This window comes from Ferruginibacter sp., assembly GCF_031391665.1.
GTDB lineage: Bacteria > Bacteroidota > Bacteroidia > Chitinophagales > Chitinophagaceae > Ferruginibacter.
Genome location: NZ_JANMUN010000267.1, coordinates 1 through 12,062, shown reverse-complemented (window position 1 = coordinate 12,062; position 12,062 = coordinate 1). Strand labels below are relative to the sequence as shown.

Annotated in this window: 13 protein-coding genes and 1 pseudogene; 5 read left to right on the top strand and 9 right to left on the bottom strand. The window is 36.5% G+C overall.

Annotation, left to right across the window (positions count from 1 at the left end; all coding sequences use genetic code 11):
- On the bottom strand, positions 1-638 hold a 638-nt coding region (locus ACY651_RS20615; protein WP_462255413.1), incomplete at its 3' end, for a DEAD/DEAH box helicase.
- A gap of 298 nt (positions 639-936) precedes the next feature.
- Between ACY651_RS20615 and ACY651_RS20610 the strand changes: the two genes are divergently transcribed.
- Both ACY651_RS20610 and ACY651_RS20605 read left to right on the top strand, forming a co-directional pair.
- Positions 937-2,637 carry a tetratricopeptide repeat protein gene (locus ACY651_RS20610; RefSeq protein WP_462255412.1) on the top strand — a complete coding sequence of 567 codons (1,701 nt, stop codon included), beginning with the start codon at positions 937-939 and terminating at the stop codon, positions 2,635-2,637.
- Positions 2,638-2,802: 165 nt separating this feature from the next.
- The gene (locus tag ACY651_RS20605; RefSeq protein WP_462255411.1) at positions 2,803-3,126 is read left to right on the top strand and encodes a hypothetical protein; all 324 of its coding nucleotides are present in this window, start codon (positions 2,803-2,805) and stop codon (positions 3,124-3,126) included.
- 50 nt (positions 3,127-3,176) lie between these two features.
- Here the strand turns inward: ACY651_RS20605 and ACY651_RS20600 are convergent, their stop codons facing one another.
- The 5 genes from ACY651_RS20600 to proS form a co-directional block, all read right to left on the bottom strand.
- A complete protein-coding gene (locus tag ACY651_RS20600) occupies positions 3,177-3,329 on the bottom strand; it encodes a hypothetical protein (protein WP_462255410.1) in 153 nt (50 codons plus the stop codon).
- A gap of 143 nt (positions 3,330-3,472) precedes the next feature.
- Positions 3,473-3,772, bottom strand: a complete 300-nt coding sequence (locus ACY651_RS20595; RefSeq protein WP_462255409.1) for a hypothetical protein — start codon at positions 3,770-3,772, stop codon at positions 3,473-3,475.
- A 220-nt stretch (positions 3,773-3,992) separates the two neighbouring features.
- Positions 3,993-4,427 carry a hypothetical protein gene (locus ACY651_RS20590; RefSeq protein WP_462255408.1) on the bottom strand — a complete coding sequence of 145 codons (435 nt, stop codon included), beginning with the start codon at positions 4,425-4,427 and terminating at the stop codon, positions 3,993-3,995.
- Positions 4,428-4,445: 18 nt separating this feature from the next.
- Positions 4,446-4,886, bottom strand: a complete 441-nt coding sequence (locus ACY651_RS20585; protein WP_462255407.1) for a hypothetical protein — start codon at positions 4,884-4,886, stop codon at positions 4,446-4,448.
- Between the two features lie 130 nt (positions 4,887-5,016).
- Positions 5,017-6,495 (bottom strand): proline--tRNA ligase, encoded by a 1,479-nt coding sequence (proS, locus tag ACY651_RS20580; protein ID WP_462255406.1) that lies wholly within the window; start codon positions 6,493-6,495, stop codon positions 5,017-5,019.
- A 612-nt stretch (positions 6,496-7,107) separates the two neighbouring features.
- Here proS and ACY651_RS20575 point away from each other — a divergent pair.
- From ACY651_RS20575 to ACY651_RS20565, 3 genes are all read left to right on the top strand, one after another.
- Positions 7,108-7,806, top strand: a complete 699-nt coding sequence (locus ACY651_RS20575) for a hypothetical protein (protein WP_462255405.1) — start codon at positions 7,108-7,110, stop codon at positions 7,804-7,806.
- 115 nt (positions 7,807-7,921) lie between these two features.
- Positions 7,922-9,481 carry an OmpP1/FadL family transporter gene (locus ACY651_RS20570; protein WP_462255404.1) on the top strand — a complete coding sequence of 520 codons (1,560 nt, stop codon included), beginning with the start codon at positions 7,922-7,924 and terminating at the stop codon, positions 9,479-9,481.
- Positions 9,482-9,572: 91 nt separating this feature from the next.
- On the top strand, positions 9,573-9,992 hold the full coding sequence (locus tag ACY651_RS20565; RefSeq protein ID WP_462255403.1) for a hypothetical protein: 420 nt from the start codon (positions 9,573-9,575) through the stop codon (positions 9,990-9,992).
- Here the strand turns inward: ACY651_RS20565 and miaA are convergent.
- From miaA to ACY651_RS20550, 3 genes and pseudogenes are all read right to left on the bottom strand, one after another.
- Positions 9,937-10,881: a tRNA (adenosine(37)-N6)-dimethylallyltransferase MiaA gene (gene miaA, locus ACY651_RS20560; protein ID WP_462255402.1), complete on the bottom strand. Its 945-nt coding sequence runs from the start codon at positions 10,879-10,881 to the stop codon at positions 9,937-9,939. The two genes, ACY651_RS20565 and miaA, sit on opposite strands and share 56 nt — an antisense overlap.
- 184 nt (positions 10,882-11,065) lie before the next feature.
- The gene (locus tag ACY651_RS20555; RefSeq protein ID WP_462255401.1) at positions 11,066-11,650 is read right to left on the bottom strand and encodes an IS1096 element passenger TnpR family protein; all 585 of its coding nucleotides are present in this window, start codon (positions 11,648-11,650) and stop codon (positions 11,066-11,068) included.
- A 49-nt stretch (positions 11,651-11,699) separates the two neighbouring features.
- Positions 11,700-12,062, bottom strand: a pseudogene (locus tag ACY651_RS20550) (tRNA nucleotidyltransferase); the annotation flags it as partial.

The following is a 12,062-nucleotide window of genomic DNA, read 5'->3' as shown; positions in this document are numbered from 1 at the left end:
TCCAATGGCGTTCCCGTTGGTGCTGCTTCCACCCTTTCCGGTTCGTTAAAATAAGTATCAATTAAAGCTTCTACGTCTTCGGTAATGGTTGCAGAAAATAAAAGATTTTGTCGTTTTGCAGGTAACAGATCCAGGATATTTTTTAATTGCGTTCTAAAACCAAGATTCAGCATTTCATCTACCTCATCAATCACTAATTTTTTTACCGCTTTGCTTTTAAATGCGCCATTCATCGCAAGATCATACAGTCTGCCAGGCGTTGCCACTACCACATCAGCACCATTGTATAATTCCGCCATTTGTGTTTTTATATTTACACCGCCGTAAACACCTACAGCAAGTACACTCATGTAAGGCGTTAAATCTTTTACTGCCTGTACAACTTGCGCAACCAATTCTCTTGTAGGTACTAAAACTAAAATTTGCGGTGTTTTTTCTTTATTAAATTTCCATTGGCGCAACAAAGGCAATAAGTATGCAAATGTTTTACCTGTTCCGGTTTGTGCAATGCCACAAACATCTCTGCCACTCATTACTACCGGAAAAACCCTGTGTTGTATGGTTGTAGGAACAGTGAAGCCCAAATCGTTCAACACGGATTGCAGTGGTGTGTTTAAATTTAAATCGCTAAATAACATTTTTCTAAAATTATTGTGCAAAGATAGATTTAAAAGGCAACGTAAAATTTTGCTTTTAGCAAGCTGCATTTGATGTTGATTTTTAAATAGAAGAATCGTTTATATTCGATTAAGCCATTCCTTATGTTCTCTAATGAAATAATTATTTTATCAGGTCTCTTTCGTTTAACTCACTCCTTCTTTGATATATCAATATATTTTTTTAACTTTCTTAACCTTAATTAACTGATGAATGGAATTTTGATTGCTGTATAAAGTGAATCACCGCATTTCTTTTTAATATTAAAATCGGGTTGTTATGAAAAAAATAATATCACATGCACTTCTATTTTTTTTCAATGTTTTACTGTGCGTTCTTATCTCCTGTAATAATAAAAATAAAGTTCCTTCCGTTGAAACCATAAATGCAATTAATCTTAAAAAAGGAAATATAGTTTCCTGTGGCCCGGCCGAACAGCAATTAGGGACAGTTGAATTTATCACTTCCTGTTCTCCCCAAACAAAAAAAGATTTTAATGTTGCCATGGCTTTGCTGCATTCCTTTGAATATGACGAAGCAGAAAAAGTTTTTGCAAAAATTATTGATGCAGAACCGGCATGTGCTATGGCTTATTGGGGAGTTGCAATGAGCAACTATCACCCGCTTTGGGCTCCACCCACGCCACCCGAACTGCAAAAAGGTGCTGCAGCAATTGCCATAGCAAAGTCGCTAATACAACAAACGGGAAGGGAAGCAGATTATATTGATGCAATGGAATTGTTTTATAAAGACTGGAGTAAAGTAAACCACCGCACCCGTGCGGTGAGTTTTGAAAAAGCCATGGAAAAAATTTATAAAGAAAACCCTGCAGAGAAAGAGGCTGCCATATTTTATGCTTTAGCACTTGCTGCGGCGGCGGATCCTGCTGATAAATCTTTTGCCAATCAAAAAAAGGCTTACACTATTTTAACTGCATTATATCCAAACGAACCTGATCATCCCGGTATTGTACACTATACCATTCACAGCTACGATTACCCTGAACTTGCTGCTCTGGCATTACCGGCAGCAAGAAAGTATGCGGCTATTGCTCCTTCTTCGGCACATGCACAGCATATGCCCTCACACATTTTTACAAGGCTGGGGCTTTGGGATGAATGCATTACCTCAAACACTGCTGCTGCTGCATCTGCAAAATGTTATGCAGAAGCAGCAGGAATTAAGGGCCATTGGGATGAGGAACTCCATGCACTGGATTATCTTGTTTATGCGTACCTGCAAAAAGGAGATAATATACTTGCCAAAAAAGAATGGGATTATTTAAAAACGATAACCGAAGTATCGCCTGTTAATTTTAAAGTTGCTTATGCATTTGCTGCTATTCCATCCCGTTATGTACTGGAAAATAAATTATGGGAAGAAGCTGCCGGCATAAAAGATCATACCGAAAATTTTGCCTGGGACAGTTACCCATGGCAAAATGCTATTCTGCATTTTACACGGGCATTGGGTGCTGCAAATATTGGAAATATGGGTTTGGCAGGCAGAGAAGTAAAAATTTTATACAGACTTTATGATACACTCATTGTACAAAAAGATAGTTATAAAGCCAACCAGGTATCCATCCAAATAAAAACTGCCGAAGCCTGGATACTGCTAAAGGAAGGGAAAGCTAATGAAGCCATAAAACAGATGGCTGTTGCTGCTGCCATGGAAGATAAAACAGAGAAAAATGCGGTAACACCTGGAGAAGTAATACCGGCAAAAGAATTATTGGGAGATATGTTACTGCAATTAAATAAGCCTGCCGATGCATTGGTTGCTTATGAAGCTGATTTACAAAAACACCCCAACCGGTTTAATGGTTTGTACGGAGCAGCTGTTGCCTGCGAAAAAATAAATAATACTGATAAAGCAGGTTATTATTATAAACAGTTACTTGCTATTGCAAATTCGCCCAATGCAAACAGGCCCGAGATGGAAAAAGCAAAATTGTTTTTAAAAAAAGATGGCAAATAAAAAAATTTCAACCGATATAATTCAAGAAGCAGTTTTAATCAATTAATAAGTTACTTACTTATTTAGCAGCCAAATGCCCTGCTGCACTCCCACCTTTAACTATTCTTTATAATTCTGGTTTGTGTTTTTTACACCTCAAAACAGTCTAATTATAAACAATACTTTATGCATACTTATACTCATCAAAAAGAAATCTTACTTGTGGTAAACGCCAGTTTTTTTTCAAGAAACTGGGTAAAAAGAAATGAAGCTGAGGCAGATAAACATTTTACACAAAAAGAAAAATTAATAGATGCCTGCTGGAACGGTCTGGTGCAGGAAATACTGCCTGAATTTTTTGAAACTCCTAACGATAAATCAATGACGCTTTGGGAAATTAATGATGCTGCTGCATTTATTGACCTTGTATTTTGCAATTTTATAGAAACAAGCGAAAAAGAGTTGTCGGTTAACCCTTATGTTTTTATGCAGGTACAGGGTTATAATTAATTTTGGAAGGCAATAATTATTTTTCAGGCATAAAATTTACCTGCTATAAATTATGGAAGCTCCTTAATTAAGATATAAATTTCGGCAGGTGCCGTTTCGTCGCCACCAAAATAGGGATATAACTGGTAGCCCTTAACCTCGGCACTGGTAACATAGCGTGGCATAGTAACTGTTATGTTACCTGATTTAAAAATATATTCCATAGCAGAAATTTTTATTGCACAAACAACTTCAGCGCCAATATTTACTGTAGTTATTTCTTTTGAATTTATTACACCATTATAATAAGTGTAAGCATATAACCTTAATGCACTGTCATTCCATGACCAGCCAATTCTTGCACTGTTTATATGATGATCATTACCATCCGAAAAGCCATAGAGTTTATTAATATCGTACTGATTAGGTGGGTAATTGTTTTATAAATTGCAGAGCTGTCAAATTTTACTTTAAAATTCATTTCGGTTAATGTTATTTCCTTTAAAACACTTTTATCAGAAAAATGTGCACCGGCGCTGATGGTATATTTTACATAACTGCTTTCAGCAACAGTGGGTGCAACACTAACTATTACAGGTGCTTCTGCTGGCAATGTTTTTTTGCAGCTGCATAATAATAAAATTAAAAACGGTAGGATGTTTTTCATTGCCGGGCATGGGATTTAATATACCGCTAAAATTAAAGGGAATTAAAAGAAGCAGGGTAATATTTGCTGTAAATATATGTGGCTTTAATTCTACAATATTATATTTCAGTTGATTAGAGCAACTGACTGCAGAACTTACTAAGTATCTGATATTTTTTAACGGAGGGAAAGAGATACGACTAAAAAATATTTTTTAGTCGTATCTGGTTAAATTTTAAAATCAAAAAGTGCTTCGCCCTGCCCCAACAAGTGCAACTACTAATAAAATCAATGTAACAATAACTAAAACTATGATAGTTATAATTCCAAGTATTTTAAAATACATTGCCAGCTTGGTAAGCCCAAGGCTAAAATGCCCCTGATCAGTTTGATCTATTCCTTTCTTTAAATTTATTGCAGCATTAATCAGTGTGATATTAAGCAGTAATGCAATTGCTGTACTTATAAACAGTCCAAAAACACCAGATCCGGCAGCTGCAGCGCTGTTTTCGCTTACTCTCATTAAACCAATTACAACTCCAATAATAGAAATACCAATACCTGCAAAACCCACTATTGCACTAATATTTGCCCATTGAGCAATTGAAGAAATATGCGATTTCCCTTCTTCATCAATTGCAAGATCGAATATGGTGTTATCCTGAATATTCTCCATAATATTTTTTTTTAGAATTTAAAAAAACAAATTATAAATATTGCTTACTAAAGAAAGTATAGCAAAAACTGTAGTAACAATAAAAAAGATTTTAAGCGATTTTAAACCTGCATTCAAGTCTGCAGTGTTTTCGCTCAGCAATGCCATTTTTATTTTTTTAGAAAAATTAAATAAGAAATAATAGACTAAGGCTAAAACGCCAACGACTATTACAATTATGATAATTAATATTGCCCCGTTAAATTCTCCAAATACTTCGTAAGTAGATCCTAAAGTTTTTAAAGCCGATACAAGTGCTGCACCACCAAGTAGGCCAACTATCAGTAATAAGCCGCAGGCAACAAACATAACAATAGAAATAAACTTTGTCCATTTAGCGGCTTCATTAAATTGTATCCTTACATCGTTATCAATTTCTAAACCCATATTACCCAACTGGTCATGCTGTAAATTGTCCATAATAGTTTTTTTGGTTAAATGATAGAGCGAATATGTAAAACTTTACTGACACGGCAAAAGAAAAGCCGCTGAAATTTCAACGGCTTTTAAAATGTGATAAGTGTCATGACGGTTTTAAACCGTCTGACACTTAATAAGCTCTTGCAAACAACACCCTCTCCTTACTTGGTTTGCCTGTTAATATACAAACGCCGGCCTCTTGCTTATTGTTTAAAGGAATACAGCGGATGGTAGCTTTTGATTGTTCTTTAATTTTATCTTCTGTTTCACCAGTACCATCCCAATGTGCAGCAATAAAACCGCCTTTTTCATCCAGCAGTTTTACAAAATCATCCCAGCTATCGGCATTGGTAATACGTTCGTTTCTAAACGCAAGTGCCCTGTTGTAAATATTTTGCTGAATATCATGCAGCAATTGTACAACAGCAGGTGCAAGTCCATCAATGCTGAGTGTATTTTTTTCTTTCGTATCACGTCTTGCTACTTCTACCACATTATTTTCAATATCCCGTAAGCCCAATGCAATTCTTACGGGTACGCCTTTCAGTTCGTACTCGGCAAATTTCCATCCGGGGCGGCTGTTATCGTTGTTATCGTACTTAACCGAAACACCCAAAGCTTTTAATTGCTTAACAATTTCAGCGGCTTTACCATCAATAGCAGGTTTGCTTTCTTCACCTTTATAAACAGGTACAATCACTACTTGTATGGGTGCAATTTTTGGTGGCATTATCAATCCCTGGTCGTCACTGTGCGCCATAATTAATGCACCAATTAATCTTGTAGATACACCCCACGATGTGGCCCACACGTAATCTAAAGTATTATTTTTATCGCTGAATTTTACATCAAATGCTTTGGCAAAATTTTGTCCTAAAAAGTGCGAAGTGCCCGCCTGCAATGCTTTCCCATCCTGCATTAAAGCTTCAATGCAATACGTATCTTCGGCACCGGCAAAACGTTCGTTGGCAGTTTTTACACCTTTAATAACCGGTACGGCCATGTATTCTTCCACAAATGTTGCATATACATCCAGCATTTTTGTGGTTTCTTCCACAGCTTCTTCTTTGGTGGCATGTGCGGTGTGACCTTCCTGCCATAAAAATTCGGCAGTGCGTAAAAATAAACGGGTACGCATTTCCCAACGCACTACGTTGGCCCATTGGTTTATCAGCAAAGGCAGATCACGGTACGATTGTATCCAGCCTTTATAAGTGTTCCAGATGATGGCTTCGCTGGTGGGGCGAATAATTAATTCTTCTTCCAGCTTTGCCTCAGGATCCACCATTAATTTACCGGGATTAGCAGGGTCGTTCTTTAAACGGTAGTGGGTAACAATAGCGCACTCCTTTGCAAAACCTTCTGCATTTTTTTCTTCAGCTTCAAATAAACTTTTAGGAACAAATAAAGGGAAATACGCATTCTCATGCCCGGTATCTTTAAACATTTTATCCAATTGCCTTTGCATGTTTTCCCATAATGCAAAACCGTAAGGTTTTATAACCATACAGCCACGTACAGCCGAATGATCGGCCAGCCCGCCTTTAATTACCAGGTCGTTGTACCATTGCGAATAATCTGCTGCTCTTGTTGTTAGTTCTTTTGCCATGTTGCCCCCATCCCCTAAATGGGAATTGATTGTGTTGTGTTAAAAATTTTGTTTCCAGCTATATTTCATTGTTCTGCATCGTTGCATCGCACTCTTGTACGGCATACCATTGGGCAGCTTTGTTCATTTTTTATTTTGACCTCACCCCTAACCCCTCTCCAAAAGAGAGGAAACTGGAATGGGGAGTTTTATAATTTTATACTCTTAACTTAACGACATTGCCCTTTAGGATTGAATACATATTTATATTTTACTTCTTTTATTTTAAGCCTGAAAGGCTGCTATTACTATAAAAAAGGTTTCAAATTTAATGCAAACCCTAAAGGGGTGACATTAGAAAAATCCGCTTCATTAAACGCTCCAATAACACTTCGACTTCGCTCAGTGCTCAATAAAGATTTCTTTGTACAATTGAGAGACACAACAATGTTGGGCTAAATTCTTCAGCTTGTTACAAAATATTGACTTTCAAAACCATTTAGCACATCTTTAACAACAAAGTATTAAACTTAAGCGTCTTATGGCAAATGTTTTGATACTTTTATATATAAGTGCTTTTAAAACTTGCACAAAAGTAGTAACTTCAATTTTAAATCTTTAAAACTAAACACCATGAATGCTAAAATTTTACTTATCGCCTTATCTGCAGCAGCTTTTAGCAGTTGCAGCACCGCTTACAAAAGTGGTCAAACACCCGATGATGTTTATTATAGCCCGGTTAGAGTTGTAGATGAAAGCCGCAACGATAATAAAAGAGATGAAGTAAGACGTACAGAAACCACCGCCGATGATGCCAGGATAAGAATGCAAATACGTGATTACAGGTGGAGGGATTTGAATAATGAATACGATTACAGTTACAATAACAGTCCTTACAATTATTGCACCTGCACCTGCAACAGTTATGGTTATTATTACAACCCTTATTATTATTCAAGGCCTGTTTACAGCACAAAATATATAGCTGCTGCACCAATAAACAGTACCCCAAGAACAGTAAACTTAAACACTTATAAAAATTACAGCACTGCGGTAACTACCAACCAAAAAACAGGAGCCGTTACAACCTGGAGCAAACCAACAAGGCAGTATAACAACAACAACGGCGGCAGCAGGGTTGGCAACATCATAAGAGAAGTGCTTTCACCAAGCTCTACTCCGACAAATAACAACAATACCAATTCATCTTCAAATAATAATACAAGAACGTATTCACCTTCAAACAACAACAGCACTCCAAGCAGCAGTGGTTCTTCATCTGGTGGCAGCAGTTCAGGCGGCAGTGTTTCAAGGCCGGGCCGTGGCGGATAAGCCTGGCCCCCTCTATCTCCCCCAAAGGGGGAGGAAATGGAGAAGAACTATTCGAAGAATTATTTTAATACCTGATTTTCCAAATAAAACTATTGGACTGTAAAACTTATATGCCATGAAAAAATATTTACTCTTTATAAATTGTATTATTTGCACCGCAGCTTTTGCCCAAACTCCCGAAGATGCTTTACGGTATTCTTTTTATCCTCAAAATGGTACGGCACGTAATTTAGCCATTGGTGGTGCCATGGGCAGTTTAGGTGGCGATATTAATGCTGCTTATGTTAACCCTGCAGGTTTGGGCTTTTATAAAACCGGAGAATTTATTTTAACTCCTGCATTTTTATTTAATAACAATAAAGCCAATTTCAGGGGCACATCAAATAAAAACAATAGCAACAACTTTGGTTTTGGTACCAGCGGATGGGTTTGGGGTTTTGGCAGCCGTTATAAACCAAAAGTGAGCAACGCTATTAGTTTAGCGGTAACGCAAACGGCTAATTTTAATAATAGTACTCAATACAAAGGGTTAAATAATTTCAGTTCGTTCAGTGAGCAATTTGCTGAGGAATTTGCTAAAAGTGGCTATTCTATTAACCAGGTATTAAATGTAAATTCTCCTTTGCCTTATGGAGCAGCAGTTGCTTTAAATACTTATTTAATAGATACTTTTTCTTTTGTTAATGGCAGCGGAGGAAGAGATACCATTGTAAAAGCTGCACCTGAATTTATTTTAGATGCAGGCCAGGCTATACGCCAGGAAATGAACCGCACAACAAAAGGCGGTATTACCGAAGTAGCCTTTGCTTTTGCCCACAACCATGAAGACAAATGGTTTTTAGGTGCCACAATTGGTATTCCTATTATAAATTATAACAGTGTTACAAATTTTAAAGAATTTGATACTTCAAATAATTCAACCAATCATTTTAAGCAATTTGAATATAAAGATGATTTTACAACAAAAGGTATTGGAGCAAACCTTAAGCTTGGGGTTATATACAGACCACAGGATTATATCCGTTTGGGACTAGCTATTCATACCCCTACATTTATGAGTTTAACTGATAAGCGTACCACTACTTTATCTACTCAATTGGAAAATCCGGTTGCCAATTTTTCTGAAAAATCTACCACTTTTACCAACAATCAACCCGGCGAAAGCAAATACACACAAACCACTCCGTTTAAAGCTATTTTAAGTGCATCGTATGTTTTTAGAGAAGTATCCAACGTAAAAAAGCAAAGGGCTTTTATTACTGCAGATGTTGAGTATGTTAATCATAATGGCAGCAGGTTTGGCAGCAATAATGAAACACCAACTGAAGATGAAAAGGCATATTACAAACAACTTGGGGAAGTTGTTAAAAACGAATACAAAGGCAATTTTAATTTTAAAGTTGGAGGAGAATTGAAGTTTAACACCATTATGGGCAGATTAGGTTTTGCCTATTATGGAAACCCATACAAGGACGCTCCGGAAAAAGTAAACAGAATGTTACTGAGTGGTGGCCTGGGTTACAGAAACAAAGGAGTGTTTATAGACCTTACCTATGTACATGCTATTGCAAAAGATTTAGACATACCCTACCGCTTAGAAGACAGGGCCAACACTTACGCAAGCTTGAAACAGCAACGTGGGAATGTAGTTGCGACTGTTGGGTTTAAATTTTAAAGTAAGTTTATAATATTAGAAAAATATTTTATCATCAGGTGTAACTTTTTTCTAAAGTATAGCGTATTTTTATAGTATTAAACTACCAGCCATGAAAAAAGTTACCATCCTGCTTTCGTTAATAGTTATTGCCAGCTTATCGTTAAGGGCTGAAGAAACCTTACAACAATACGCCGCTAAATATAAATTTCCACAGGGAAGCGCCATTAGTGAAGTAAATGTTGTTTTTGAGAACGGTGTACTGCAATTAAATTCCTCAATGGGTAATTCCTCTTTAGAAAAAACTGCTGAGGACAAATTTTACATGCCTGCAAATAGCGGCACCATTGCTTTTATAAGAAATGATGCAAAAAAAATTACAGGAATAAAGTTTGATGTGCAGAACATTTCAATAGATGGAACTAAAGAAGAAAAAGAAATTAGCGGCACCGTTGAGCCTGTGCAGATGTATAAATCTACTTTCCCGATAAAAAATCTGCCTGCAATGCTGACAGTGGAAATTGAGGACTGATCCATTTAAATTCCGAATCTTTTTTAAACCAGGTCATTTGCCGCTTGGCATACTGACGGGTGTTTATTTTAATTTGCTCCACTGCATTTTCCAGTGTTGCAGCACCATCTAAATAATCGAAAATTTCTTTATAGCCTACCGTTTGCAATGCGTTAAGGTTTTTATACTGATGCAGTTGCTTTACTTCATCTAACAAGCCCTGTTCCATCATAGCATCCACACGTTGGTTAATATTTTTTATAAGTTGCTCTCTTGGTAACTCCAGCCCTATTTTTATAATTTTAAAATCTCTTTGCTTTTTTTGCTGTGTTTGAAAATGCGTAATAGATTCACCACTGGATAATTTTACTTCTAATGCCCTCATTAAACGCTGGGGGTTTTTTATTTCGCCTTTGGTAAAATAAACAGGATCATTTATTTCTATTTCTTTTTGCAGCCATTGCAAACCATGCTGATGATAGCCCGTAATAATTTTTTCTCTTACAGCTAAATCAATATCGGGTAATGCATCAATACCTTCGCAAAATGCTTTTATGTACAACCCGGTGCCACCCACCATTACAGCGGTATCATGCTGTGTAAAAATTTCGTTTACTTTTTGCAAAGCATATTCTTCAAACACTGCCGCATTTACCTCTTCGGTTATTGAATGAGAATTTATAAAATAATGCGGAACAGTTTGAAATTCTGCTGCTGAAGGTTTTGCTACCCCAATATTTAATTCTTTAAAACACTGGCGACTGTCGGCAGAAATTATTTGTGTGCTTAAATGTTGTGCTAGCTGAATGGCGAAAGTTGTTTTTCCAACCGCTGTGGGTCCGGCAATAATAATGCAGGCTTTACCTCTATCCCCTGAAGGGGTAAAATTTGGATGATCATTTTTTTTCATTTTATTGAGTTTGTAAAGAACTCTAATTTGATGAATGAGTAATGATTGAGGCCTTAAAATTATAAGGGTATTATTTCTTTAAAAATAGATGCCCTAAAAAATGATTTAAAATAAGATGAAGTATAATATGGTAATGTTAAATTGAAAAAATTATACATTATTCAATACCCAATTATCCATTAACTTAAAACCCATCGTTACCATCTTTTCCATCATCTGTTGCTGCTTCTTCTTCCTCTTCACTTCCGCCTTCTGCATCTTCTCCTTCCTCACTATAACCTTCTCTTAAAGCTTCGGGTTGTAAATCGTATTTTTCTTCCATTTCGGCAAGGCGACTGTCCACCAAACCCTTTGTACCATATTGCGATGGCGCAATACCTTCTGTTCTTATACAACAGGGATAGGTTAGTTTTTTGTTTTCTTCCTTATCAACATTAATAAGCTCTACCATAAAATGCCAGAATTTATTAAAATCGTATTCGTAAACAAATTTTTGGTTGGGGTTACTTATTTCGGAACTTATGGGTGTATCGGCCATAATAAATGGTTCGGCCTTATACTCTTTATCATATTTCTCTAAAGAAATTTCCCTTCCCTTTAACCAGTTATCGTTACTGCGGTAAAAAGTTGCTTTATGTTTAGAGTCGAACTCATAACTTTTTAAAATGCAGGTATGCAAATCAAAAAAACTTTGTGTATGACGGATAGCAATATCTCTGTAAATGCTGTCGTCATCTTCCCAATAAATTCTGAAACGTAAAATAGCCATGGCGTAAAAATAAGAATAATAAACAGAATTTTGGATTTAGGATTTGAAATTAATTAATGCCCAACTCCTTTGCTTTTGTCATCATAAAAGCGTATGCAGCATTATATTCATTAGGAATTTCTCCATCTAAAATAGCATCTCTAATAGCATTTTTTATAATACCAACTTTTCTATCGGGAGGTAAATTAAAAGCCTGCATTATTATTTCGCCGGTTATGGGTGGTTGCCAGTTGCGCAGGTGATCACTTTCTTCCACTTCAGCACAACGCTTTCGCACCATGTGGAAATTATTCAAAAACCGCTGCACTTTTTGTTTGTTTTTACTGGTGATGTCGGCTGCACACAAAGTCATTAGTGCATCAAAATCTTCACCTGCATCAAACAACAATCTTCTTACTGCACTATCAGTAAT

Coding starts and splice junctions, on each gene's coding strand:
- ACY651_RS20610 (WP_462255412.1), top strand. CDS start 937: ATGAAAAAAATAATATCACATGCACTTCTATTTTTTTTCAATGTTTTA.
- ACY651_RS20605 (WP_462255411.1), top strand. CDS start 2,803: ATGCATACTTATACTCATCAAAAAGAAATCTTACTTGTGGTAAACGCC.
- ACY651_RS20600 (WP_462255410.1), bottom strand. CDS start 3,329: ATGGAATATATTTTTAAATCAGGTAACATAACAGTTACTATGCCACGC.
- ACY651_RS20595 (WP_462255409.1), bottom strand. CDS start 3,772: ATGAAAAACATCCTACCGTTTTTAATTTTATTATTATGCAGCTGCAAA.
- ACY651_RS20590 (WP_462255408.1), bottom strand. CDS start 4,427: ATGGAGAATATTCAGGATAACACCATATTCGATCTTGCAATTGATGAA.
- ACY651_RS20585 (WP_462255407.1), bottom strand. CDS start 4,886: ATGGACAATTTACAGCATGACCAGTTGGGTAATATGGGTTTAGAAATT.
- proS (WP_462255406.1), bottom strand. CDS start 6,495: ATGGCAAAAGAACTAACAACAAGAGCAGCAGATTATTCGCAATGGTAC.
- ACY651_RS20575 (WP_462255405.1), top strand. CDS start 7,108: ATGAATGCTAAAATTTTACTTATCGCCTTATCTGCAGCAGCTTTTAGC.
- ACY651_RS20570 (WP_462255404.1), top strand. CDS start 7,922: ATGAAAAAATATTTACTCTTTATAAATTGTATTATTTGCACCGCAGCT.
- ACY651_RS20565 (WP_462255403.1), top strand. CDS start 9,573: ATGAAAAAAGTTACCATCCTGCTTTCGTTAATAGTTATTGCCAGCTTA.
- miaA (WP_462255402.1), bottom strand. CDS start 10,881: ATGAAAAAAAATGATCATCCAAATTTTACCCCTTCAGGGGATAGAGGT.
- ACY651_RS20555 (WP_462255401.1), bottom strand. CDS start 11,650: ATGGCTATTTTACGTTTCAGAATTTATTGGGAAGATGACGACAGCATT.